Here is a 23,813-nt window from a genome sequence, read left to right as displayed (position 1 = left end):
CATGAACGGTTTGGTCGCTTACCAGCCGAGGGACATGTTCGACTCGATCACCTTGCGGGCTTCATCCAGATCGGTGCCCGTTTGCTGCATGTACAGCCGGACGGCGTGCAACTTGTCTCCCCGCGCGTTGGCCAGGCACTCGCGTGCCTTCGTACACGGGTCGATCCCTCCCTCGATCCCCAGCAACCGCTTGGAGATCACCCAGGCGTCACGCGGACGGTGCGTGACGCGCAGCACCTCCTCACCCGGATAGTTTTCCTCGGCGAAGGCTCGCGCGGCCGAGTCACCGTCGACGCACGCGATCATGATGTGCGATGTCGTTTCCACCTCGAACAGAGGCATGATGATGCCCCCTTTTTTTTCTACGAGTCGAGCGGCCGGCCGTCGATCACGATGATGTCGGTCGGGCCCGCGAGGCTCATCGAGTTGTGAGAAAGAGAGATGGGTTCCGCCATCGGGAATCCTAAGTCGCCGCACCCACCCTGGTCAAACCTTTTGAGCCGAAATCAAACCACCGCACTCGGTCCAATCGGCCGGTGATGGACAGAGTACCCACTCGATCCGAACGGCCTCGCCATCGGCAGCGCCTACCTCCCCAACGCTCGACGGTTTACGATGGCGCATGGAGCGGACCCCCGGCTCGTCGTGGTCGTGGACGGTTCGGCAGGTTCTCGGATTCAAACGTCTGAACAGGTTCGGAGGATGCTTTGATGACGCGGTTGCTTCTGGCGGCCCTGATGCTGGGGATCACAGGGTTGGCCTCGGCCGAGGAGCTTCGGGTCGGTGCCGCGCAGGAGGTGATTACCCCCCCTCCTGGGACGCCGATGGCGGGTTACTATTTCGAACGAGCCGCAGAGGATGTGCACGACGACCTTTACGCCAAGGCGATCGTCGTCGAGTCGGGCGACATGAGAGCCGCGCTCGTCGCGCTGGATGTCATTACGACGACGCGCGACCTGGTTGCCGATGCCCGGCAAGCGATTGAGGAAGCAACCGGGATTCCGGGTGCTCATGTGATGATCAGTGCGACCCATGCCCACACCGGGCCGGTCATCGCCGATCAATCCCGCCGCTCGCAATCGCTTGGGGGCGGTTCGGATCTGTCACGCAGCTACCGAGAGAGCCTGCCGGCGAAGATTGCCGAGGCCGTGCGCCGGGCCGACAAGGCGAAGGTGCCCGCGACGGCTCGGGCCGCTCGGGGGAGCGAGTCGTCGATTGCCTTCAATCGACGTTTTCATATGATTGACGGAACCGTCGGCTGGAACCCGGGCAAGCGAAATCCGAGAATCGTGAAGCCGGCGGGCGTGATCGACCCCGGCGTGCCGATCGTTTACTTCGAGTCGCTCGATGGTGACCCGCTCGCGGTCTACGTGAACTATGCCGTGCACCTGGACAACGTGGGAGGCCCGGCCATCTCGGCCGACCTGCCGTACACCCTGTCGAAGCTGATTGCCGAATTCAAGGGGCCGGACGTGGTGACGGTCTTCACGGCGGGGTGTTGCGGAGATATTAATCATATCGATGTTTTCTGGGCCGAGCCGCAGAAGGGATTCGAGAACGCCGCCCGCATGGGAATCATACTGGCTGCCGAGGTCCTTCGGAACTGGCCGAAGCTGGAAACGGTAGACGAGGTGACGCTTCGGGTCGATCGGGAGATGGTGGCGCTTCCCTTGCCGGAGATCTCTCCGGAAGATGTGCCGGCGGCGGAAGCCGTGGTCGAGCGGCACCGCTCGGGCTCGACTCCCCAGCCGAGTTTTCTGGAAACGGTCAACGCCTACAAGGTGCTTGACGTGGCCGCTCGGGACGGCAAGCCGAACTCGGTCGAGGTTCAGGTGATTGCGCTCGGCGACGTGATTGCCTGGGTGTCGTTGCCAGGCGAAATTTTTGTCGAGCTGGGGCTGGAGATCAAGCAGGATTCGCCGTTTCAGCATACGATCATTGCCGAGCTTGCGAACGGGTCGATCGGTTATATCCCGTCTCGCAGGGCATACAACCAGGGAAATTACGAGGTCGTGAGCGCTCGTTGTGCGGAAGGATCGGGCGAGATGCTGGTCGATACCGCGGTTCAATTGCTCAAAACATTGCATGGCAAAGCAATCAAGGAGTAAACGATCATGAAAATTCCATTTACTGGACGTCGAGCTGTGGGGCCGTGCTTTGCGGGGTCGCTTGGGTTGCTTGTGGTCGTGGCTGGAGCTGCGGCCCTTGCCCAGCAAGAGGATTCGCGCAAGGGGCCGCTTGAACCGGAGGAAGCCCGGAAGACGATCCACGTCGATCCCGGCCTTCGGGTCGAACTGGTTGCGGCCGAGCCTCAGATCACCAGCCCCGTGGCGATGGCCTTCGACGAGGACGGGCGACTCTGGGTCGTCGAGATGCGCGACTACCCAAACGGGCCGGCCCCCGGGGAACCGCCAGAGGGGCAACTCAAGATTCTCGAAGACCGAGACGGTGATGGATTCTTCGAAACGTCTCGAGTGTTTGCCGATGAGCTGCTCTTTGCCAACGGAGTCTTGCCCTGGAAGGACGGAGCCATTGTGACGGCAGCCCCTCATGTGGTCTGGCTTCGAGATACGAACGGCGACGGGCAGGCTGATGTCCGCGAGGTTCTGTACGAGGGGTTCGCGGTTGAGAATCCCCAGCTTCGTGTCAGTCATCCGACCCTCGGGATCGACGGTTGGATTTATGTGGCAAACGGCTTGCGAGGCGGTCAGGTCCGTCGCGCCGGGGATGACGACGCCGAACCGATCGATTTGAGCGGTCGGGATTTCCGCTTCGATCTGGTACACGATCGAGCCGAGCCGATCGCGGGCATGGGGCAGTACGGCCTGACCTTCGACGACTGGGGCCGGCGATTCGTCTGCACCAACCGGAACCATCTGGTGCCGATCATCCTGGAAGACCGCTACGCGCGACGAAACCCCGATCTCCCCGCCCCCGGTCGAGCCTCTGACGATCAGACGGCCGGAGGAGCCGCCGAGGTGTTCCCCCTGGTTGAGCAGTTTACCACCTCGTCGTTACACATCGGCAGTTTCAGTGCAGCCTGCGGCGTGACGGTCTATCGCGGTGATCTGCTGCCCGAGTCGTATCAGGGATCAGTGTTCACCTGTGAGCCGACGGGGAGCCTGGTGCATCAGGAAGTGCTTACGCCGGAGGGGGCGGCGTTCTCGTGGTCACCGCCGCGCAAGGGAGTCGAGTTCTTCGCCAGTACCGACCTCTGGTGCCGACCCGTCTCCATGGCGCATGGCCCCGATGGAGCGCTGTATGTTGTTGATATGTACCGGGCCGTCATTGAGCATCCTCAATGGATGCCCCCCGAATTGAGGGAACGCCCGGACCTGCTCGACGGGAAGGATCGCGGCCGGATCTGGAGGATCGTCCCGGAATCGCGGGTCGATCGGCCGGAGACGCCGAAGCTCGGGGACGCCTCGACCGCGGAACTGGTCGCGTTGCTCGACCACCCCGACGGCTGGTGGCGCACGACAGCCGAGCGCTTGCTTCTCCAACGGCAGGACCCGGCGGCGATCGCCCCACTTCGGGACCTGGCGCGAGCGTCGAAGACCCCCCAAGGCCGCGCCCAGGCCGCCTGGCTGCTGGAGCATGCCGGGGAACTGGACAAGGAAACGCTACTCGGGTTGCTCCGCGACGATGACGCAAGGCTCCGTGAGCAAGGGGCATTGCTGGCTGAGCGTCGACTCTCCGAGGAACGCAAGCTGCTCGATGCGGTGATCGACCTGGCCAACGATGATGATGCTCGGGTCCGGTTTCAGGCCGCGCTGGGGCTCGGGTTTGTAGATGATGATGTGATTCTCGATCCACTGGCGACCATTGCCCGGCTTGGGGCTGGAGATCGCTGGACGCGGGCCGCCGTGGGCAGCGCGGTGCCGGGCCGGGCCGGGGCGTTGCTGCTGACCCTGCTCGACGCGCCTCACAATCAGGCCGAGGAGACGGACGAAGGGCGGTTGACGCTGCTCCAGGAGCTGACGGCACTCGTGGGCACCCATCGTGATCCGGCGGAGTGTGCCGAGGTGCTGGAGGCCCTCTGGCAGATTGACCAGGATGCCGAGCGTTGGCGAATGGCCGGCCTGAATGGTCTGGCCGAAGGGTTGGGGCGACGAGGAACGCGGCTCGGGAGCATCCTTGATCAGTTGCCGGAAGCGGTTGCCGATCGCACCGCCCAGGCCCTGGCCGGGTTTGCCGAGACGGCCGAGGATGCCGACGCCGATCCAGCCGCGCGGCGCGATGCGATCCGGTTACTGGCCCACGCCCCCTGGGAGGTGGCCGCCGATTCGCTTTCGCGGCTCTTGGTGGAGGAACCGGATCAAGTCTTGCGGATCGCCGCGGCCCAGGCGCTGGCGGCTCGGGTTGAGCCGGAGGTGGCCGATCGCTTGCTGGAACCGTGGCGGAGTCTGACTCCGGCGGTGCGTCGTGAAGTGGCCCAGGGGATGGTGGCGCGATCGGATCGGGCCGGTGCGCTGCTGGATGCGATGGAGCAAGGAATACTTGCTCCCAGAGATCTGGATGCGAATCAGAGCCGCCGCCTGCGCGATCATCCGACGCCCGAGGTGCGCGACCGGGCGCGATCGTTGCTGGCGTCGAGCCTGCCCGCGGAACGGGCGGCAGTGCTGGAGAACTATCGAGCGGCGATTGAGATGCCCGCTGATCCGCATCGGGGACGCGAGGTGTTCCGAAGGCTTTGCACGACCTGTCACCGGTTGGAAGATCAAGGGGTGGTCGTCGGCCCGGACATCGGCGATACCAGAACCCGGACCAAGGCGGCCTTGCTTTCGGATATCTTGAACCCGAATGAGGCAATTGATGCGAATTATGTGAGCTACACGGTGGCCACGGTAGATGGCCAGGTGCTTGGCGGCCTGATCGCGTCGGAAACGGCCTCGGCCCTCACACTTCTGAGGGCGGAAGGGCAGACCGAGACGATCCTGAAACAGGAGATCGACGAGATTCAATCGGACGGCGTTTCGCTGATGCCCGAGGGGATCGAGCAGGATCTCACGGTTCAGGAAATGGCCGACTTGCTGGATTACTTGAAGAACTGGAGGTACATGGATGGGGTGGTGCCCCTGACCGAACAGGAGTGACGTGAAACAGATCGCAGAACAATGAGCCACGGATGAAACACGGATGGCGGTCAATGGTTCTTGCTTCATTGACACGACCGGACCACCAAGGCCACCCCTTTTCTATGCCTTGATTCTGATCCGTGTTTCATCTGTGCGTCATTCGTGGCTCAAGAGGCTTTCTGTGTTCTGCATCGCGCTCGATCGGGAATGAGTCAGGAGCGAGGGAACCGAGGCCGGGTTCAGGCGGCCTCGACCCGGCGGGGGACGGCGCGACCGGCGAGGTCGGCGGAGGCGTCGTCACCGCCTTCCTCGTGGTATTCGGCGTCGGTGTTGACCTTCCAGGTGTCGTACGAGCCGAGGCCGAGGATGTTCCGCGCGGCCAGGAGGGCAGTCATCATCGAGTGGTCTTGATTGTTGTACTTGTGCATTCCGTTGCGGCCGGCGAGTTCGAGGTTGTCGAACCGGGAGAGCCAGCGGCGGATGATGGCCACGCGGTCGCGGTAGGAGTCGTCGTAGACGGGGTAGGCCTTGGGCATCCGGACGACGCAGCCGTCGATGACGGAGGAGGCCGGGACGAGGCCGATGGTGTCGATCTCGCGGCGGCCGAGGTCGATCAGGTCGGTGTCACTCATGCCCCAGAGGTCATCCCCTTCGAAGCAGAAGTATTCGAGGCCGAGGCTCGAGGTGTTCGGGTCGGGCACCATCTCGGGCGACCAGTTCTTGAAGTTCTGGACGCGGCCGAGTCGGACGCAAGGATCATGGACATAGATCCACGTATCAGGGAATGTCTCGGCGCGGTTAACAATGAGGACGACGGTGAGGAAGTCGCGATAGCGGAGCCCGGAAGCGGCCTCGCGGACCTCGTCGGGGGCGGCGGGGCTCATGGCGTTGATGAGGTGGCGGATCGGCATGGTCGAGAGGAAGTGCCGACCGAGATAGCGGGTGGTGCGGCCCTCGGGATCGACGCTGACGAAGGCGTTGATCGAGCGGCCGTCGTGCTCGATGCGGTCGACGCGACGGCCGAGCTGGACGGAACCGCCGCCGTCCTGGACACGGTCGCGGACGGCTTCCCACATCTGGCCGGGGCCGAGGCGGGGATATTTGAATTCCTCGATGAGTGTCTTGACGACCTCGCCGCCCCGGCTGGGCAGGCCGATGCGGAGGGCACTGAGCGCGGCCTTGATGAGGCTGAGCCCCTTGATGCGCTGGGCGGCCCAGTCGGCCGAGATGGCGGAGGTGGGCATCCCCCAGACCTTTTCGGTGTAGGTCTTGAAGAAAATGTCGAAGAGGGTGCGGCCGAAGCGGTTGACGATCCAGTCTTCGAAGCTGCGTTCGGGCTCGATCGGCTTCATCCGGGCCTTGAGGTAGCTGGCGAGGATGCGGGCCGACCGGATGGGGCCGAGCTTGCGAAGGGCGTCGACCGGGCGGAGCGGGTAGTGAAAGAATTTGCGATCGTAGTAGATGCGGCTCAGGCGAGGACGGCGGAGGAACTGGTCGCCGAGGACCTCGTCCCAGAAGGCGTTGACCTCGGGACTTTTGGAAAAGAAGCGGTGGCCGCCGATGTCGAAGCGGTAGCCTTTATAAACATCGGTACGACTGATGCCGCCGACGAGGTGCGGATCGGCCTCGACCACGACGCAACGGCGGCCGTGCCGGGTCAGTTCGAGGGCGGCGGTCAGGCCCGCCGGGCCGGCGCCGGCGATGACCGCCTCGTACGCCCCGACGACGGCCTCCCGATCCGGATCCTCGACGCGATGCCAGCGATGCGGCGGAAGATTGCTCCGCGTGGTCGCGGGCCTCGACTCCTGGCTGCCCATGCCGGACTCCCCATCCATGAGGACTCAGCGGTGTTCACCGCGATTCCGTCCCGCCCCCGGGCGTTGCGAACCGTCGATCGCCTTCGAAAGGGGTGGCGAGGGCGGTTCGCTCGGCACGGGGTGGAAGGGGTGTTCTGTCAGATCCGGGCCGGATGGTCAAGGCCGGACGGCGTCGGATGGTTCGTCGGAGCGGAGTAACTCCAGGGTCTGCTTGACGAAGGCCGAAGCGGCGTCGAGGGCCTCGTCGGGGGCCAACCGGAGGGCCTGGGCCCGTTCGAAGGTGCGGAGGTGCTGGGCATCGAGCAGGCCGGGACGAACGTAGAGTCCTTCGCAGGCGAGGATCAGGCAGCGGAGCCCGGCCTCTCGGTAGCCTTTTTGATAGACGAGGGCGCGGAGGCAGCAGAACATGGCCTCGTAGCTCATCAGGCAGAGGTCGGTCGGGTCCCCTTTGGGATTGGCCTGGATGTTGGCGGCGGCATCGAGCCGGTCGGCGGCGCGGTTGAGCAGCTCACCGACGCGATCGGCGGCCGAGTCATCCCGGCGAAGATAGGGGCTTTGCAGGCACGCCTCGAACGTCTGGACGATGGCCATGGTCTTGGGTTTCGGGCGAAGGTGGGGAAGAAAGAGAACCCTGGTGAAACGAGATCGCCGGGTTCATTGTCGCGTTGGGGGTGATCGGTTGCCAAGGGGGGATCACGGAGCCGGGGGATCCGGGGCTTCGTCGTCGTCGGCGGCGTCTGGGGGCACTTCGACGAGGCCGTGCGTTTTCAGGTAGTTTTGACGGCGTCGCTGGAACCGGTTGACCTGTTCGATGCTCTCGTTGCGCAGGGTGAGGAAGCCGTCGGGGGCATCGAGCGCGGGGTGTTCGGCTGGCTGGTCGAGGTGACGAGCGAGGGCCTGGAGCGAGCGGTTCAGGGCCTCCTGGGCGGCGAGGATGGCGTCTCGCATGGCGAGGAGGTCGGGGTCGTCGGCCTCGATCTGAGAGAGAGCGGCCTGGTTGGCGTCTCCCTCGGCAAGCAAGGAGTCGATCTGGGCGCGATCGGTGGGTTCGATGGTGGGAGTCTGGCGCATCCGATTGAGCAGGTCGTCGAGTTCGGTATTGATCGTGTCGAAACGCTGGAGCGACGGGCGCATGGCCTCGGCCAGGTTTTGGTAGTCGCGCAACGGTTTGCGGAGTTCCTGATCGAGCAGTGCGAGGATTTCCGGATTGCGACGGACCTGAGCATTAACGAACTGACCCAGCAGCAGCAAGGCCGAGGCGACCGCCAGCCCGCCGAGCAGTTGCCGGATCAGACCGGCCGTGGGGCGAGCGACCGGCCAGGGGCGCTGGAGGAGCAGGCCGGCGACGAATCCGGAGGCCAGGCCGCCGAGGTGCGCGGCGTTGTCGATGCCCGGGATCGCCAGACCGAACAGGGTGTTGTAGACAACGAAGGCGATCACCCCTCCCCGCACACTGGCGACGACCGGCGCCGGGATGGCCGCCCGGTGTGAGAGCAGGAAGGCCCCAAGACCGCCGATCAGGCCGAAGATCGCCCCCGAGGCCCCAACACTGACGACCAGCGGATGCCACCAGGCACTGGCCAGAGCCCCGCCCAGCCCGGCGGCCAGGTAGAGCAAGGCAAACCCGACGTTGCCGTACAGGCGTTCCACCAGCGGGCCGATTCGGGAGAGGACCCAGAGGTTGACCGCCAGGTGGATGATGCCGCCGTGGAGGAAGACGGAGGTCAGGAGCCTCCAGAACTGGCCGTCGATCGCCACGGCCGCGCCGACGTTGCCTCCCCAGGCAATCAGGGACGGGACGCTCGGGCTGAGGATCGAGATCCCCGAGAGGACCATCGCCACGAAGACGATCAGGCAGGAGGCGATGAGCGTGGGAGTGACCACCACCCGAGGCGTGGCGGCCTGCACGTCGGCCTGGAAGGAGCGGACCTCGCCATCCACCTGATGCAAGGCGGCGGCTTGCCGGACGACGTGGCCGATCTCGGCCCGGGCACGGTTCAGGGCGTCGCGAGAGGTCGAGCCGGCAAGATCGCCCGAGCGTCGAGCCTGGGAGAGGGTGGAGAGCACACCGGCCAGGGCCTCGGCCGCGTCGTTGGATTCGGTGGATCGCAGGGGGAGGGAGTGCCGGTGGCCGAGGTCGAGGGTCGTGTCGAGGCTGCCGACGACCCGGACCGATTCGGGAAGCTCGTCGAAGGCAAGGGCGTGACCGGATCGGGGGGAGTCGCCGCCGGGCCAGCAAACGCGTTGCGAGGTGATCGTGCAGGCGGGGACGGGGCCGGTCGGGCCCGGCTGCTCGATGATCGCCAGCAAGAGCTCGTCGGGCCTCGGGCGGAGGTAGGTCTTGAGCGCCCGGACGGCGGCGGAGGGGTCGAGCTGCGGGGCGACGAAGCAGTTCGGATGGCCTCGGAGCGGCTGGCAGGCGGCCAGAGCGAAGAGTTCCCAGGCGTCGACCTCGGGGCCGGTCTCGGAGTCGTCGTGCACGGTGCCGGTCCTCGAAGGGATGGTGTGAGGGAGCGATCACGGACGGCGGTGGGCGGTCGCGATCCGGGGAGCGGGGGCGAAGGTGGGGGCGGACTCGGGATTGGCAGTGGCCGCGGAGGGGATCGCAGCGGGGGCGGAACGCTCACGATCGCGGTCGAGGTCGGTCGCGGGCAAGGTGATGGCGAGCATCGAGCTACCGGCCGTTCGCATGGCGTCGAGCAAGGGGGTGGGGGCCAGGCCGAAGCCCAAGGCGACCAGGGTGGCCAGACCGATCGGCCAGGCAACCCCCCTCGTCGCGGGCTTCGGGGCGCGGTCTCCTTGGCGGAGGAACATGGCGCGGAGGACCCGGGCATAGTAGAAGGCCGAGATCACCGAGTTGACCAGGGCCAGAGCCACCAGGGTCAGCAGCAACGGGCGGGCGGTCGGATCGGCGTTGAGCACTTCCAGAAAGAGGTAGAGCTTGGCAAAAAAACCGGCCGTTGGCGGCATGCCGATCAACGAGAGCATCAAGACGACGATGCAGGCCGCCAGGCCGGGCGAGGAGAAGCCCAGACCGTTCAGATCGTCGATGTCGTCTCGACCCTTGTCGGAGGCGAGCCAGGCGGCCACGGCAAAGGCGCCGACGGTCGTCAGGCTGTAGATGACCAGATAGAACAGGACCGAGCCGGCCGTTTCTCCGCGAGTTGAGCCGACCCGAATCGTCACGGCCGCGGCCACGACACCGACCAGGATGTACCCGGCGTGGGCGATCGAAGAATAGGCGAGCAAGCGCTTGAGGTTCCGCTGCCCGAGGGCGGCGAGGTTGCCGAAGGTCATCGTGATGGCCGCGATCAGGGCGAGGATCAAAACCCAGCCACCGGCGCCCTCGGTTCCAGCGGTGCCGGCCCAGGGGCCGAGGGCGTGCAAGAAGACTTTCATCAGGGCGACGAAGCCGGCGACCTTCGACCCGGAGGCAATCCAGGCCGAGACGGGGGCCGGGGCACCTTCGTAGGTGTCGGGGGCCCACTGGTGAAACGGGACGGCGGCGATCTTGAAGCCGAAGCCGACGAGGACGAGCAGGACGGCCGTGCCGCCAAGGACATCTCCGGCGAGCCCGAGCGACACCTCACCCCCGACGCGGTCGAGCAGGACCTTGCGGATGCCGTCGAGGTGGGTTGTGCCCGTCAGACCGTAGATCAGGCTCAGGCCGAACAGGAAGAGGGCCGAGCAGACCGAGCCGTAGACGAAGTATTTCATCCCCGCTTCGGACGACCGCAGGCGTGATTTTTCAAAGGCAGAGGCGAGGTAGAGGCAGATCGTCATCATCTCCAGGCTGATGAGGAGGATGAGCAACTCCTCGGCCGAGACGAGGATCATCATGCCGACGCCTGCCCAGAGCATCAGGGCGTAATACGGTCCCCAGTGCTCGGTGAAGTCCCAGGTCAGGGAAAGGCCGAGCACCATCGCCAGCAAGAGAGCGATCAGGGCGTGGAATGACTGGGTGAGCAGGTCGCCAGCGATCGTGCCGTAAAAGAGGGTCGGATCGGGGTCGGAGACCACCTCCGAGGGCACGAGCAAGGGGGTGAGCAGAAGGACGAGCACACCGATCGGCCCGAGCAGGGACAGTAGGCCAAGCCGTTTGCGGCGGGAAGGGCTCGACGCGCCTCGCATCAAGGCGACGTCGAGTAGCAGAACGACGAGTCCCCAGAAGGTCAGCCAGAGCGGAGCCGCCAGGGACCAGAGCTGGCCGAGGTTCACCGGCTCGGCGGCAAAAGCGGGCATGGGAGGGGTCCGATCGCGGGGGACAATGGGGAAGGTCGTTCGGGAAGGATCGGCCGAGGAAAGGCTCGGCCGATCGGTTCGAGTCAACGTCGAGTCGGCGGTTAACCCGCCATGCTGTCGTAACGGTCCACGTCGGCGGCGAGCCAGCGGCGGTAACAGAGCAGGATCAGGGCGATGCCGACAGCGACCTCGGCCGCGGCGAGCGTGATGACGAAGATCGCCAGCATGACGCCGGAGATCGGCCCGCCTTCGGGCCTGGTCGCGTCGTTGAACCGCCAGAAGGCGACAAGGTTGATATTGGCCGCGTTGAGCATGATCTCGACGGCCATCAACAGGGCGATGGCGTTGCGCCGAGAGAGCACGCCGAACAGGCCGATGGCGAAGGCGGCGGCCGCGAAGATCAGGAACCAGCTCAGGGGGATGTCGCCACTGCTGATCATTGGGGGGACCTTGCGCCGGGAGATTCGGAGCGGCCGGGGGTTCGGGAACCTTCGGAAGCACCGGCCAGGGACGGTTCGGGCTCGCCGGTTAGGCCGCTCGGGGGAATCGGCCGGCCCGATGCGAGGCGATCGGCCAGGGGGTCGGGCAGCTTCGGCGCATCGCGGCGTTCCTGGCGGGCCAGGACGATGGCGCCAACGAGGGCGGCCGTCAGCATCAGGCCGGCGACCTCGAAGGGGACGACCGATCGGGTCATCAGTTCCATGCCGACGGCTCGGGGCATGTCGGCGATGACGGTGGCCGTGGTGCTGGTCGGACTGCGGGATGCCGTCCAGACGCCGTCCCGATCGTCGTAAAAGCGAATGGGGCCGTCTTCGGGGGCCAGGGCCAGCCGAACGCTTTGAGGACCCGCGGCCATCTGCGAGAAGGGACCAACCGGCTCGGGCAAATCAACCGCAACCGGTTCGCGACGGGCGACCTCGGGATCGAGCGGCCAGACCTGGACGGTGGGGAGGGACTCGTTCTCGTCGGCTTCGGTGTCGGTGTTGCTGTCCGATGATGGAGCGGGCAAGACGAGGGCGGCGACCCGCCGGGCGTCGCTGGCCACGGAGACGGCGATCGGAATGCCGGACAGGCCCTCAACACGGGTAACCTCGGCGCGGTCGGGAATGTTCAGGACCCGAAGATCCCATCGGCCCGGCTCGCCGCTGACGAGCGAAGCGACAGCCACCAGGGGGCCAGAGACCCCTCCCGCGGCCGGAGGAGGAGGCGGAGGCGGTGGAGGTCCCTGGGGATCGGAGGCAACCGGCTCGGGAGGGGGCACCAGGCCGAGCGTCAGGGCGCCGATTGGCCGGCCTTCACTGGACGAAGGAATGGAGGTCGATTCGCCGGTCAGAAGGTTCCAGGTGACGACGCGGCGGTCGGACCCGGCGGTGACCAGGTGCCCTTCGGAGGTGAAGGTCATGGCGAGCACGGCGCCGTTGTGGGCCTCGATCTCGACCGGATCAGGGCCGACCCAGACCCGGACGATCCCGTCAGCGCCGCCGGTGGCGACCATGAGGTTCGCCCCTTCGTCCTCGAATTGAGGGGGGCTGACGGCCACGGACGTGATGGAGCCGGGGAGGCCTCCGGAGCGGTCGAGGATGGTTCGGTTGCTGAGGGTTTGCCAGGCGCGGACCCGACCCTGGCCGTCGGCCGCGGCGATCAGTGAGGCGTCGGGGCTGAAGGTGACGGCCGAGGGAGCGAGGCCCTCCAGGTGCAGGACTGATCGTTGTTGCCCGGCGATCGTCCAGAGGCGGATACGTCCATCGGCGTCGGCCGAGGCGATGAACTGGCCTGTGGGGCTGTAAGCCAGGGCGAGCGAGTCTGGCCCGCCGATCCGGGGGTTCACCCCGCCGGGACGGGAGTTAATGCGGACCCACGACTCCTGACCCGGTCGGCCACGTTCGGCCGTGATCCCGAACAGCAAGACACCGAGCACCCCGAAGGCGACGATGCCGGCCGGGAGCTTCCACCCCCAGTGACCGCCCGTCGTCTCGTCTCCCTGGATGTTCCGGGTGAGCATGATCCCGAACAGCAGGAGGATGGAAACGGCCCCGATGTAGATGAGCACCTGCATCGCCGCGAGGAACTCGGCCTCCAGCAGGACGAACTGACAGGCGACCGTGAAGAAAAAGGCGACCAGGAACAGAGCCGCATGCACGAGGTTCCGGGCAAGCACCGTCCCCAGGGCCGTCAAAAGGCCAACGGTCGAAACGATCAGGAAGATGAGCTGAAGGGGGCTCACGGTCGTGCGTCCTCGGTGGCGGTTCGGCTCATCGCAGGGAGCCCGAGGGGGTGGGAGTCGGTTGCGCCAGGGTTGTTTTGCCCAGGACCGGCGCGTGGCCTCCGGATCGGGAGAGTCTGACGAATCCGGCGATGGCGACGATCAGGACCGGCAGGGTGACGAGCCAGCCGAGCAACGGCCGATCGCGCCGGACGCCCAGCTCCAGCCAGGCGGCGGCCACGAGGATGTTGACCAGGCAGAGCGGGATCAGGACCTTCCAGGCGAAGTTCATCAGGCGGTCGACTCGCATCCGGGGCAAGGTGGCCCGGATCCAGAAGACGAGGAAGATCATCAGGGCGACCTTCACGCCGAAGATGCCGATCAGGATGACATTGGCCAGGATCACCGAGTCGATCGACCCGAGCGGCCAGGTCGTTCCCGGCAAGGTCCCGCCGCCGAGAAAGAGGGCGACGGCCACGCACGAGATGCCGAAGATCGCCAGGTACTCGGCCAGGAAGAAGAGGCCGAACCGCATGCCGGAATACTCGGTATGGTAGCCGGCGATGATCTCCGACTCGGCCTCGGGCAAGTCGAACGGAGCGCGATTGACCTCGGCAATGCTGGCGATGAGCAGGAGCACGAAGGCGGCGATCCCCGGCGGCGAGAAGAGGAACCACCCCTGGTCGAGCTGGGCGTTGAAGATGCCGACGAGGCTCAAACTCCCCGTCCAGAGGATGACCGGGACGAGGGAAAGCACCTGCGGAATCTCGTACGAGACGAGCTGCGCCACTCCCCGCATCGAGCCGATCAGGGCAAACTTGTTGCGGCTCGACCAGCCGGCCAGGAAGATGCCGAGCACCGAAAGGCTGGCCGCGGCGATCAGGTAAAGCAGCCCTGAGGCCGTATCGACGGCCGCGAGGCCAGGATACCAGCGGGAGGCTTCATCCGGGGCTTCGGCGATGCCGAACGGGATCATGTCCCGAGCGGTCGATCGAACTCCGAACGGAATGACCGCCAGCACCAGGAAGGAGGAGACCATCAGCAAGACCGGTGCGAGCAGGTGAACGAAGGCGTCGGCTGATCGGGGGACGAGGTTCTCCTTGGTCACGAGCTTGATGGCATCGGCGATCGGCTGCAAGAGGCCGAACGGACCGACCCGGTTCGGGCCGATGCGGTCCTGAAACCGCCCGGCGAGCTTGCGCTCGGCCAGGACGATGTAGGCGACAATCCCCGGGAAGACGACGAGGAAGACCAGGAGCCAGCCGAGCCAGTAAAGCCAGGCAGGCCCGTCAAGCCCAGCCGGTCGCAGACCGTCATCGGCAAAAGCCAGCAGGAACACCGGGTCCAGCAGCGGGGCGATCACGGAGCCTTCTCTCCTTCGGGCGGGAGTCTCTGTCGCGATCCCGGTTGAGTTACACCCAGCGAAGGTCGCCGGACGCCCACGCATAGGCCAGGCCCACGGCGAGCATGGCCAGGAAGATCACCATTTCCACCAGGACGAACAGCCCGAATCCCATTTCGGCCAGGCCGAGGTAGCTGACGGCCCAGGGGTAGAGGAACACCGTCTCGATGTCGAAGACGACGAACAGGATGGCGTAGATGTAATACTGCAAGCGGAAGCGGACCCAGGTCTCGCCGGTCGTCCGGACGCCGCACTCGTAGGTCTCCCCCTTTTCGACCGACCGCTTGCGAGGGGCGATGAGCGCCACCAGCACGAGCGGACCCACGGCAAAGCCGATCGCCGCAAACAGCAGGAGGCCGATGAAGCCGTAGTTCGGGATCATCGCGAGCGGTCCTTCACATCAAAACAAGGGGATCAGCCGAAGTCGACCCGGGGCCTTCGGCCGGGCCAGGCGTGGCTCGGACGCGGGATCACGCACCACGACCGGGGCGATTCCCGAAGCGAGGCCCCGGCCGATCGATCGGTTCGGTGGCGAGCGACGACGCGGGACGGCGTCACCACGAGAACGGTTCAGACCGACTGCGGAGGGGGTCCGCTGGCCGAGGTGGTGGCGGGGTCGTCGAGCGATTCGACGCGAGTGTTCTCGTCGAGCGCGACCTCGGTGATCTCGCCGTCGTCGCGGCGAAGACGCAGGGTCGGCTGGTGGCAGTAGAGGGCCTTGCCGCCCATCTCCATGCCGCCGACCGGGCGCAGCCCCTCGCCTTCGACGGTGCCGATGGCTTCGGTCTTCCAGCGGCGATGGCCGACGCGGACAAACTGCACGACCCGCACCCGGGTTCCAGGCACGTACTGGGGTTCAGGCTGTTTCAAAAACATTGGCGAATCGGACTCCTAGCGGATGGCGGGGCGATCGTATCCGCGCCGGCGGGGCCACACAAGGGGCCGGCGGCTTGGCGAACATTGTAGCGACCCGGGGCGGTGGTTGCGTAGGCCAAGGCTTTGGGCAAGCGATCTGGAGGGTGCTTGATGGCGGTTACGCTCCGGCTTCGGCAGGTTGGGGAGCCGTGAGCGCCTTCTGAAGGCGCTGGGTCTTCTTCTTCTCAACCTTGGCCCGCTCGGCGGTTTCCTCGGGACTGGCCCAGGCTTCGGGGTGCGTCTCGGCGTAGTAGGCGCTGGAGACGAGCAGATCCTGAAGCGAGTAGATGTGCGACTGGTGCCGTTCGTAGTTCGACAGCTCGAAGTTCTGGTCCATCTTGATGGCGTCGAATGGGCAATACTCGGCGCAGAGACCGCAGTTCATGCAGACGTCCATGTCGATGTAAAACTCCTCGGGGAGCGGGACGACGTTCCCCTTGGTGTTCTTGGCCTGGGACATCCAGATGCACTGCGGCGGGCAGACCTTCGCGCAGATATTGCAACTGGTGCAGCGGACGTTGCCGTCCTCATCGTCGTAGATCAGCACAGGCAAGACGCGGAAGCGTTCGCGGGTCGGCAGGCGTTCGTCGGGGTACTCGACGGTGAACAGTCCTTCGGTGTCCGGCCCCTGATCGACGACCGGCCCGCGCCGGTATTCAGGGCGTTTCCACCAGAGGTCGATCGGCAGGTCGCCGCCGCCGTGCCTCGCGGTGGTTGCCCCGTGGCCGACGGTGAAGGTGCGGAGGAATCGTCGCATTGTCACCAGGTGGCCGGTGATCATCCCCTTGCCGAACGGCCAGAGCCCCACCACGGCCGAGATGATCGAGCCGATCGCCCCGAAGAATGTCCCCATGATCCTCCTGAACCCGTTCATTGTTCCAACCTTTCACGCCACGGCGAATCCGGTGTGCGGCCGCAGTTCGGGAGACTTGAAAATGAAAGTCTACTCAGGGTTGCTTTTGTCCCAATCCTGAGGTCCAGAACATGAAATCGTGTGGGCCGTGAATTTCAAGTTTGTTGCCGTCGAAGTTCGTCGACAAGCGGCCCCTGAAAACCTCCGGAGAGGATCGGGCCGGATCGGGCCAGGGATGAAGATCGAAGAACCAATAGTGCAGGTCATTGTCGAATTCGAGTCGATAATCGCCATGAGGGTCGATCCGAGAGTAGCGATGGACGAAGGCTACGCTCAAGGTCGGTTCCGTGGGAACGGTCAGTACCTGGATCACGTCGCGACGAATCCGCACGCGTTCGAACGTGACGATCAAGGACACAACCGCCCCGATCGACACCAGGGCCAGGAAGAGCCGTCGCCGCTTCGTCATGTGATCCTCACCGATCCACCTCTCCCAGCACAATGTCGAGGCTGCCGAGGATGCCGACCACGTCGGCGACGGTGTGGCCGAGGCACATGGTTTCGAGCGCCGTCAGGTTGATGAAGCTCGGGCTGCGGACGTGGTAGCGGTAGGCGGTCGGGCCGCCGTCAGCGACGACATAGTAGCCGAGCTCTCCCTTGGGGTTCTCGACGCGGGAGTAGGCCTCGCCGACGGGGACCTTGATCTGATAGCTCTTTTTGCCGGGGAGGATCGGGCCGTCGGGCAAGTCGCGGAGGGCCTGCTTGAGGATGCGGACGCTCTCGCGCATTTCGAGTAGGCGGATCAGGTAGCGGTCATAAACGTCGCCATTGGTCGTGCTGATGACCTTGAAGTCGAAGCGGTCGTAGATGGAGTACGGCGCGGCGCGGCGGATGTCGTAAGGGACGTTGGAGGCCCGAAGAACTGGCCCGGCCGTGGAATAGGCGATGGCCTGCTCTTGGGTGATGACGCCGATCCCCCTGGTGCGGTCCTTGAGGATTTCATTCTCCGACAGGAGGCGGTCAAGCTCGTCAATCTTCTTGTCGAGCCGGTCGTTGACGATCCCCCGGCAGCGCTCGGCCCAACCGGGGGGCAGGTCGAAGGCGACGCCGCCGAAGCGGAAGTAATTGCACATCATTCGGCTGCCGGCGACCCACTCGAACAGGTCGAGGATCAACTCGCGCTCCTCAATCGCGTAGAGGGCCGGGGTGAAGAAGGCGCCGAGGTCGTTGAGCAGGAAGCCGATCGACCACATGTGGCTGGCGATCCGGGTCAGCTCGGCCATGATGACGCGGAGGTACTCGGCCCGTTCGGGGACCTTCGCGTCGTCTCCCATCAGTTGCTCAATGGCCAGGGCATAGCCGAAGTTGTTGCCCATTGAGGTGAGATAGTCGAGCCGATCGGTGAACGGGAAGTTCATCAGGAACGTGTTGCGTTCGCCGATCTTTTCATGGTTGCGATGCATGTAGCCCATGACGGGCTTCAGGCCGACGATCGTCTCACCGTCGATCCGGAGGTTCATCCGGAAGACGCCGTGGGTCGAAGGGTGCTGCGGCCCCATGCTGAGCATGAACTGGTCGGTGTCGAGCCCTTGCAGATCAACCCCGTCTCCCAGGGGGGTCAGGCCGATCCCCTTGGGGTCGAGGGCGGAGTCGAAGCTGTCCCAGTTTCGGAACGACTGGGGAATCTTGAGGTTCGTGCCGTGGGGGTTGAACTCCTCGGCGCGGAAGTGGTGCCCCTGGCCGTCCTCGATGCGGCTCGGAAAGACCTTGGCCGGGCCTTCGTAGTACGGTTCAAGGTAATCCTTGCGGAGCGGGTAATAGGCGAAGCCTTCCCACATGAGGATGCGCGTCAGGTTCGGGTGCCCGGTGAAGCGGACGCCCATCATGTCGTAGACTTCGCGCTCCTGGAAATCGGCCCCGGGCCAGACGGAGACGACCGAGGGGACCTCCCCTGCCCCTTCGGCCTCGCTGGTTCGCACGCGGAGGGCGATCAACGAGCCGGGGGTTTCGATACTGTCGACTTGGTAGACGACCTCGATGCAGTCGTCGTAGTGGACGCTCTGGAGGCTCGCGAGGTAGTCGTAGCGGATCGGGTTGCGGTCGCGGAGGAATCTGGCCACGTCGAGCAGTTTCTCGGCGGGAATCAGGAGGGCGGCGCGGATGATCGTCGCGGTGCCGTCGCCGAATTCGGCATTGAGGCGGTCGGCCAGCTCCTTCAAAGCCGAGTCTCCGAGCCAGACAAGGCTCGGGCGGGCCTCGGCCACCTTGACCTTCTTTGCGGGCTTGCCGGCGGGCTTCTTCGCGGCGGGAGCGGCGGCGGCCTCGGCTCCTTCGGGAATGGCCTCGCCGCGGGCTTTGGCGCGGATCAAATCGATCTTGCTCATCGGCCGGGGGGCGGAGGCGTCGGGCTTGGCGGGGGCTTCAGGTTCTGCCTCAGGCTCGGGAGCTTCGGGCTGAGGCGCGGGGATTTTCAAGGGGCGTTCGAGGGTCGCCTCCCGGGCCTCAATCAGACCGGCGGCGGTGCGCTCGGCCGTCAGTTCGAGGGTGCGGACGTCGATCAGGTCGGGGCCGAGGACGGGCACGGGGATGTCACGCTCGACCTCGGGATCGTACCAGGGGGTGTTCCCCTTGCGACCGATCGCGGGGATGTCGAGGCGCTCGCCGTCGATCTTCTTCTGGAGCGTGATCAGGCCATTCAGGAGCGCCTGCGGAGTCGGCGGGCAGCCGGGGACATAGACATCGACGGGAAGATACTTGTCGATTCCCGAGACGACGTTGTACCCTTCCTTGAACGGCCCACCGCCGGAGGCACAGGCCCCCATGCTGATGACGTATTTCGGCTCGGGCATCTGGTCGTAGAGGCGGGCGATGACCGGCATCATCGTCTTGGTGACGGTGCCGGAGACGATCATCACGTCGGCCTGACGGGGGCTGCCTCGGAAGACCTCGGCTCCGAACCGGGCGATGTCGAACCGGCTGCTGGCGGTGCAGATCATCTCAATGGCGCAGCAGGCCAGGCCGAAGCCAAGGGGCCAAAGGGCCGATCGCCTCCCCCAGTTATAGACGGTGTCGACCATGCCGAGCAGCTTGTCCCAGCTCGTGACCAGGACGTGACGTTCCAGCTCTTGCTGCAAGACCGGATCGATCGGGATCGACCATTCGAGGCGATCGGGAGTCGGGCGTGGTGGGGTCGGCATGGGTCGGTTGCCCTGACTTCGGCGAGGGACGGGGGCGTTGAGGCCCGGAGCCGCGTCGGGCGGCGGATCGGACGGAAACGGCAACGTCAACAGATTGACCAGACGCCATTCGAGGCGTCTTGGTTCGGATCGCATGGCGGCCCGGCCTTCGGTTTGATGCTCGTTCCCACGAGGTTCGCGGCGCCTGCAAACACCAAAGGACGATGAGGCCGACCATGCGCGACGAATTGTAGTCTGAGGGCCGATCTCGTTCCAGTCGCTCCCTTTCCGGTCGGCCCGGAGAGGCCCATAATACAGTCATGCAACGCTTGCCGTTTCAATTGAGCGTGACTGCCCTGTTGATCGTGGTGGCGGGTGTCGCGCTGAATCTCTGGCTCTTTCGATTCGGCACGCTGGCCGGCTTGCTCGGCCTGAGCGTGACGAAGCATGTGGTCATCGCCTGGCTCTGCCAGGTTCTCGGGGTCGATCGTCGGCCTCGGACGACCTCGGATCAGGCAGACGAGCTTCATCCGGACCGTTTCCCGAACCTCCCAGGTCCTCCGGGGCACCTCGCGGTCTCGGTTTCGATCACGCACCGGGCCGATTCGAGGGTGGTGTGACCAGGGCGGGAAAACCCGTGGCAGCGGGTCGGATCAATGGTCGGCGCACGCCCTTTTGAGATTCCCGAGTGGGCGCGGATCGCTTCGGTCGCTAGAGTACCGCCTGGGGCAAGGATGCTCCAAGGAGGGATCGCCGATGCCGACGGATCGCGACGGCACGCTACTGCTCGTCGAAGACGAGGACCTGTTGCGTACCCTCGTCTCACAGTTCTTGCAAAGCTCGGGCTTTTCCGTGGTTGAGGCCGCCGACGGCCCCGAGGCGCTGCGGCGAATCGACGAGGATGGCCCGTTCGACCTCGCGCTGGTCGATTTGAATTTACCCCGGCTCTCAGGGGTCGATGTCTGCCGATGCCTGCGAGGTCGATGGCCGCAGCATCCGGTAATCATCTGCAGCGCCGCGGTGCTGAACGAACACGAAATCGCCTTGCGATTGCTGGGAATCGATCACTACCTGACCAAACCGTATCATCCCGAAGTGCTTCTGGAACACGTCGGTCGGTGGCTGGGTCGAGCCGCCTGAACCGGCGGTCGGGGTGCCTAGGCAATCACGCTCTTGCTTGGTTAGAATGCCCGCTGAAACGTGTTGGCCAACGGTATCCGGACGCCGAATCCGTGCCGCTCGCCTTCTGATCGCCGACTGTAGTGGCCATCGCCCCGACGAAGGATCATGCCCATGGCCGGCAAGCCGAAAAATCGTTTGGAATTGCGTCGTCAGTATGAGGCTGCCGAAGACCTCGACCCCGTCGAGGATGACGCCGCCGCCATCGTCGATGACACGGATGACGACGAGGAGGTTGAGCGGAAGCCGAAAAAGAAAAAGGCTCCCGCCAAGAGCAAGGCCAAGACGACCAAGGCCGCCAAGCCGGCCGCTCGTATGCGCATTGTCTGGAACGTCGTCAGCGACGCCTTCAAGACTGTCGCCACCTTCGACTTCTCTCAAAAAGCCGAAGCCGAAGCCAAGGCCGAGGAACTGAACGCCAAGGGCAAAGGCACCTACTTCGTTCAGAAGGCCAAGGAACCGATGCCCGACGACGCCCCCGGCCTCGGAGCTTCGATCACCCGCACCACCCCTCCTCCCCCCAAGGCCGTCCCCGACGCCGAGCTTGAAGTCGACTCCGAGCCCGACGAGGACGAGGACGAGATCGACGACGAGGACGAGATCGACGACGACGAGGATGAGGACTGATCGGCTCCGGCCGAACTCCATCCAATCCCACGCCAGGGCCGACCGTTCGTGACGAACGCTCGGTCCTGTTTGCTGCGCTGGTCTCAATCGCCTGCGGTTCTCGCACGATCGCGTCGATCGATCGAATGCTGAACCACGAAAAAAGCCCCAGGTGGGGCTTGAGAAGATCCCGTTTAAGGGATGATGAGTTGGTGAATGGCTTGAATGGGCGCACCAGGATTCGAACCTGGGACCTCACCCTTATCAGGGGTGCGCTCTGACCAACTGAGCTATGCGCCCGACTCGCGGGTGTGATGGCACGATTCTACCGAGTCCTCGCCGAGTGTCAACCATCCAGCGGTTTCGGCTTCCTCGATCGTCATCTCTCAACGTGCGTTGATGCCTTCTGGATGGCTCCATTTTCAAGGCATTTCAGACCCGAGAGGCTCATTGCGGAATGCTTTAACTCACCCCATTCGGCCGCTGAGTTAGACCAGCCGTGTCATGGTGTTCCGTCACTCGAGTCTATGCGGATCTTCTGCGCTGGAACCGCTCCTTTGGTTTCCACTGAACCCTCTGGTTGTCTCCCCTGTCCGTCTGTTATGCGACTGACCACGGTTCCTTTCGCCAGCCATTCCAGCCGGTTCCTTGTCAGCGTTTCGGGGCTCGATCGATGCTCAAGCGATCGTTTCGGTCGCACAACGGTGACGATGCCTAAGAACCATGATGACCTGAAGCACGATCACTACGTCTCAACGGAATCAGCCCATTGACAGGCCTCCTTCAACCTCGTACCATGACTTCTCTTGAATCGCTCAAGGGCAGATAGCTCAGCTGGTAGAGCACAGGACTGAAAATCCTGGTGTCGCCGGTTCGATCCCGGCTCTGCCCACTTGGACTTACGTCAAATCATCCCCTAGAATCAACACGGTAGCCCGACACGCTATCCGGGGAATCCGTGTTCGATTTCCAGGGAGCCGAAGCCGTGGCTTTGGAAAGCCCGGAAGGCTTATTACGCCCAAATTGCGGGCGTCCAGGTGCGTCTCTGCAGCCAGGATCAAGGCAAGGCAGAGGCTCAGAGTGAACTTTACCGACGGTTGGCCGACCGTGGATGGCGCCGATCGCCAGGTCGCTCAGTGTCCGCGAACTGTTCAATGAGTTCCTCGAAGACGTTGCCCGCCGCGTCGAACGCGGGGAGCGATCGCAATCGACCTATGACGGCTATCGCCGCTTCCTCAAGCCGGCCGCCAAGGTCCTGGGGGCCCGTCGTCCGGAAGAAGTTCGGCCGATTGACGTCCAGCGCTGGGCCGAGGCCCCGAGCCTGTCCTGGAATGCCACGACGCGGTTCAACGCCATCACCGCAGTCAAGGCGGCCTTCTCCTGGGGCCGCAAGGCCGGCCTGCTGCGCACCAATCCGATCGAGCGGATGGAACGACCAACGCCCCTGCGGCGCGAGTTGGTGCCGACCGAGGATGAGGTGCGTGCTCTCATCGCGGGCGCCGGCGACCAACCGTTTCGCGACCTGCTGATGGCGCTCTGGGAGACCGGTTGTCGGCCCCACGAGGTGTTGACCCTTGAGGCGGATCGAGTCGACCTCGACGCCATGGTCTGGCTCGTGCTGAACAAGACGCGGGGGAAGACCGGGGTCCGCGATCGACGCGTACCGATCAACGATCGCGTCGCGGAGATTCGCCGTCGTCTCTGCACGCAATGGCCCACCGGGCCGATCTTCCGCAACTGGGGCGGCAACCCCAGGACCCGTCACGCGATCGCCTGGCGCTTCAAGCGACTCCGTGACGGGATCGGTCCGTCGCCGGGAGTGACCAGCTACGGGCTCCGGAACCTCTTCGGCAAGGCGAGCCTGAAGGCGGGAAACACGTCGTCGGAGACGGCGGCCTTGATGGGGCACCGTGATGCCCGGATGGTCGATCCGGTTTACGGGCACTGGGACGATCATGATGAGATCGTCCGGAAGGCGGCCCGGCGGGTCCGGATTGCTTGACCACTGCCAGCTTCTTCGCCTCGTTGAAAAAGGAGCTGATCCACCATGAGGACGACGCCACGAGAACGGAAGGAAAAGTGATTGTCTTTGAGTAAATTGAAGTGTTCTCTTGCCGAATCCGAAGGCATTCTTCCTCGGGGTATCAGTCCCCCAACGAGTTCGAGCGGGCCGGATCACCGTGAACTCCGCGCTTGCCATTCGTGGGGAATTAAAAAACTAGGGTGGTAAAGCCTGTTTGATCAGGGAATCCTCAAGCGATTGGAGATAGGCCGTCGGGTTGCGGCCGAAGCGGCGGTCCAGCGTCTGCACCGCTCGGCGTTGCTTCGATGTCCCGAGGAGA

General features: G+C 64.8%; 19 protein-coding genes, 2 tRNA genes and 2 pseudogenes. 8 read left to right on the top strand and 15 right to left on the bottom strand.

Annotated features, from left to right (window positions below; all coding sequences use genetic code 11):
- Window positions 1–18: 18 nt before the first annotated feature.
- A complete protein-coding gene (locus GA615_RS14385; RefSeq protein ID WP_152052006.1) occupies window positions 19–342 on the bottom strand; it encodes a DUF6793 family protein in 324 nt (107 codons plus the stop codon).
- A 368-nt stretch (window positions 343–710) separates the two neighbouring features.
- Here GA615_RS14385 and GA615_RS14380 point away from each other — a divergent pair, with 368 nt between their 5' ends.
- On the top strand, window positions 711–2,108 hold the full coding sequence (locus GA615_RS14380; protein WP_152052005.1) for a hypothetical protein: 1,398 nt from the start codon (window positions 711–713) through the stop codon (window positions 2,106–2,108).
- A gap of 6 nt (window positions 2,109–2,114) precedes the next feature.
- Complete coding sequence (locus GA615_RS14375) at window positions 2,115–5,096, top strand: PVC-type heme-binding CxxCH protein (RefSeq protein WP_152052004.1); 2,982 nt, start codon at window positions 2,115–2,117, stop codon at window positions 5,094–5,096.
- A 221-nt stretch (window positions 5,097–5,317) separates the two neighbouring features.
- Here the strand turns inward: GA615_RS14375 and GA615_RS14370 are convergent, their stop codons facing one another.
- From GA615_RS14370 to nuoB, 13 genes and pseudogenes are all read right to left on the bottom strand, one after another.
- Window positions 5,318–6,913, bottom strand: a complete 1,596-nt coding sequence (locus tag GA615_RS14370; protein WP_235905434.1) for an NAD(P)/FAD-dependent oxidoreductase — start codon at window positions 6,911–6,913, stop codon at window positions 5,318–5,320.
- A 138-nt stretch (window positions 6,914–7,051) separates the two neighbouring features.
- Window positions 7,052–7,486, bottom strand: coding sequence for a HEPN domain-containing protein (locus GA615_RS14365; RefSeq protein WP_152052003.1), 435 nt, complete (start codon window positions 7,484–7,486; stop codon window positions 7,052–7,054).
- A 102-nt stretch (window positions 7,487–7,588) separates the two neighbouring features.
- Window positions 7,589–9,376 (bottom strand): rhomboid family intramembrane serine protease, encoded by a 1,788-nt coding sequence (locus GA615_RS14360; protein ID WP_152052002.1) that lies wholly within the window; start codon window positions 9,374–9,376, stop codon window positions 7,589–7,591.
- A 36-nt stretch (window positions 9,377–9,412) separates the two neighbouring features.
- A complete protein-coding gene (locus GA615_RS14355; protein ID WP_152052001.1) occupies window positions 9,413–11,137 on the bottom strand; it encodes an NADH-quinone oxidoreductase subunit N in 1,725 nt (574 codons plus the stop codon).
- Window positions 11,138–11,238: 101 nt separating this feature from the next.
- Window positions 11,239–11,577, bottom strand: coding sequence for an NADH-quinone oxidoreductase subunit NuoK (nuoK, locus tag GA615_RS14350; protein WP_152052000.1), 339 nt, complete (start codon window positions 11,575–11,577; stop codon window positions 11,239–11,241).
- The gene (locus tag GA615_RS14345) at window positions 11,574–13,361 is read right to left on the bottom strand and encodes an NADH-quinone oxidoreductase subunit J (protein WP_152051999.1); all 1,788 of its coding nucleotides are present in this window, start codon (window positions 13,359–13,361) and stop codon (window positions 11,574–11,576) included. Before GA615_RS14345 ends, nuoK begins: the two co-directional genes overlap by 4 nt.
- A gap of 28 nt (window positions 13,362–13,389) precedes the next feature.
- Window positions 13,390–14,703: an NADH-quinone oxidoreductase subunit NuoH gene (gene nuoH / locus GA615_RS14340; RefSeq protein ID WP_235905431.1), complete on the bottom strand. Its 1,314-nt coding sequence runs from the start codon at window positions 14,701–14,703 to the stop codon at window positions 13,390–13,392.
- A 49-nt stretch (window positions 14,704–14,752) separates the two neighbouring features.
- Complete coding sequence (locus GA615_RS14335) at window positions 14,753–15,124, bottom strand: NADH-quinone oxidoreductase subunit A (RefSeq protein ID WP_152051997.1); 372 nt, start codon at window positions 15,122–15,124, stop codon at window positions 14,753–14,755.
- Window positions 15,125–15,312: 188 nt separating this feature from the next.
- On the bottom strand, window positions 15,313–15,618 hold the full coding sequence (locus tag GA615_RS14330) for a hypothetical protein (protein ID WP_152051996.1): 306 nt from the start codon (window positions 15,616–15,618) through the stop codon (window positions 15,313–15,315).
- Window positions 15,619–15,775: 157 nt separating this feature from the next.
- Entirely contained in the window at window positions 15,776–16,510 is a 735-nt protein-coding gene (locus GA615_RS14325) for a 4Fe-4S binding protein (protein ID WP_152051995.1), read from the bottom strand.
- Between the two features lie 94 nt (window positions 16,511–16,604).
- Window positions 16,605–16,979: a hypothetical protein gene (locus tag GA615_RS14320; protein WP_152051994.1), complete on the bottom strand. Its 375-nt coding sequence runs from the start codon at window positions 16,977–16,979 to the stop codon at window positions 16,605–16,607.
- A 7-nt stretch (window positions 16,980–16,986) separates the two neighbouring features.
- Window positions 16,987–18,078 (bottom strand): NADH-quinone oxidoreductase subunit D, encoded by a 1,092-nt coding sequence (locus tag GA615_RS28720; protein WP_390622234.1) that lies wholly within the window; start codon window positions 18,076–18,078, stop codon window positions 16,987–16,989.
- Window positions 18,079–18,318: 240 nt separating this feature from the next.
- Window positions 18,319–19,587, bottom strand: a pseudogene (gene nuoB, locus GA615_RS28715) (NADH-quinone oxidoreductase subunit NuoB); the annotation flags it as partial.
- Window positions 19,588–20,006: 419 nt separating this feature from the next.
- Here nuoB and GA615_RS27505 point away from each other — a divergent pair.
- The 3 genes from GA615_RS27505 (at window position 20,007) to GA615_RS14305 (ending at window position 21,492) form a co-directional block, all read left to right on the top strand.
- The gene (locus GA615_RS27505) at window positions 20,007–20,306 is read left to right on the top strand and encodes a hypothetical protein (RefSeq protein ID WP_161602338.1); all 300 of its coding nucleotides are present in this window, start codon (window positions 20,007–20,009) and stop codon (window positions 20,304–20,306) included.
- Window positions 20,307–20,442: 136 nt separating this feature from the next.
- A complete protein-coding gene (locus GA615_RS27500; protein WP_161602337.1) occupies window positions 20,443–20,826 on the top strand; it encodes a response regulator in 384 nt (127 codons plus the stop codon).
- Window positions 20,827–20,979: 153 nt separating this feature from the next.
- Window positions 20,980–21,492 carry a hypothetical protein gene (locus GA615_RS14305; RefSeq protein ID WP_152051992.1) on the top strand — a complete coding sequence of 171 codons (513 nt, stop codon included), beginning with the start codon at window positions 20,980–20,982 and terminating at the stop codon, window positions 21,490–21,492.
- Between the two features lie 205 nt (window positions 21,493–21,697).
- On the opposite strand, the gene GA615_RS14300 is transcribed toward GA615_RS14305, so the two are convergent.
- Window positions 21,698–21,771 (bottom strand) — tRNA-Ile (locus GA615_RS14300).
- 519 nt (window positions 21,772–22,290) lie between these two features.
- On the opposite strand from GA615_RS14300, the gene GA615_RS14295 reads away from it, so the two are divergent.
- The 3 genes and pseudogenes from GA615_RS14295 to GA615_RS28830 form a co-directional block, all read left to right on the top strand.
- Window positions 22,291–22,363, top strand: a tRNA-Phe gene (locus GA615_RS14295).
- A gap of 219 nt (window positions 22,364–22,582) precedes the next feature.
- Window positions 22,583–23,473 (top strand): tyrosine-type recombinase/integrase, encoded by an 891-nt coding sequence (locus GA615_RS14290; RefSeq protein WP_152051991.1) that lies wholly within the window; start codon window positions 22,583–22,585, stop codon window positions 23,471–23,473.
- Window positions 23,474–23,481: 8 nt separating this feature from the next.
- Window positions 23,482–23,655: pseudogene (locus GA615_RS28830) on the top strand (IS3 family transposase); the annotation flags it as partial.
- Window positions 23,656–23,813 lie beyond the last annotated feature (158 nt).

The sequence above is a fragment of the Tautonia marina genome (assembly GCF_009177065.1).
Lineage (GTDB): Bacteria > Planctomycetota > Planctomycetia > Isosphaerales > Isosphaeraceae > Tautonia > Tautonia marina.
Note: the sequence above shows the minus strand (reverse complement) of the source record. Positions and strands in the feature narration are given on the sequence as shown.

Coding starts and splice junctions, on each gene's coding strand:
- GA615_RS14385 (WP_152052006.1), bottom strand. CDS start 342: ATGCCTCTGTTCGAGGTGGAAACGACATCGCACATCATGATCGCGTGC.
- GA615_RS14380 (WP_152052005.1), top strand. CDS start 711: ATGACGCGGTTGCTTCTGGCGGCCCTGATGCTGGGGATCACAGGGTTG.
- GA615_RS14375 (WP_152052004.1), top strand. CDS start 2,115: ATGAAAATTCCATTTACTGGACGTCGAGCTGTGGGGCCGTGCTTTGCG.
- GA615_RS14370 (WP_235905434.1), bottom strand. CDS start 6,913: ATGGATGGGGAGTCCGGCATGGGCAGCCAGGAGTCGAGGCCCGCGACC.
- GA615_RS14365 (WP_152052003.1), bottom strand. CDS start 7,486: ATGGCCATCGTCCAGACGTTCGAGGCGTGCCTGCAAAGCCCCTATCTT.
- GA615_RS14355 (WP_152052001.1), bottom strand. CDS start 11,137: ATGCCCGCTTTTGCCGCCGAGCCGGTGAACCTCGGCCAGCTCTGGTCC.
- nuoK (WP_152052000.1), bottom strand. CDS start 11,577: ATGATCAGCAGTGGCGACATCCCCCTGAGCTGGTTCCTGATCTTCGCG.
- GA615_RS14335 (WP_152051997.1), bottom strand. CDS start 15,124: ATGATCCCGAACTACGGCTTCATCGGCCTCCTGCTGTTTGCGGCGATC.
- GA615_RS14330 (WP_152051996.1), bottom strand. CDS start 15,618: ATGTTTTTGAAACAGCCTGAACCCCAGTACGTGCCTGGAACCCGGGTG.
- GA615_RS14325 (WP_152051995.1), bottom strand. CDS start 16,510: ATGGGGACATTCTTCGGGGCGATCGGCTCGATCATCTCGGCCGTGGTG.
- GA615_RS14320 (WP_152051994.1), bottom strand. CDS start 16,979: ATGACGAAGCGGCGACGGCTCTTCCTGGCCCTGGTGTCGATCGGGGCG.
- GA615_RS28720 (WP_390622234.1), bottom strand. CDS start 18,078: ATGCTCAGCATGGGGCCGCAGCACCCTTCGACCCACGGCGTCTTCCGG.
- GA615_RS27505 (WP_161602338.1), top strand. CDS start 20,007: ATGCAACGCTTGCCGTTTCAATTGAGCGTGACTGCCCTGTTGATCGTG.
- GA615_RS27500 (WP_161602337.1), top strand. CDS start 20,443: ATGCCGACGGATCGCGACGGCACGCTACTGCTCGTCGAAGACGAGGAC.
- GA615_RS14305 (WP_152051992.1), top strand. CDS start 20,980: ATGGCCGGCAAGCCGAAAAATCGTTTGGAATTGCGTCGTCAGTATGAG.
- GA615_RS14290 (WP_152051991.1), top strand. CDS start 22,583: ATGGCGCCGATCGCCAGGTCGCTCAGTGTCCGCGAACTGTTCAATGAG.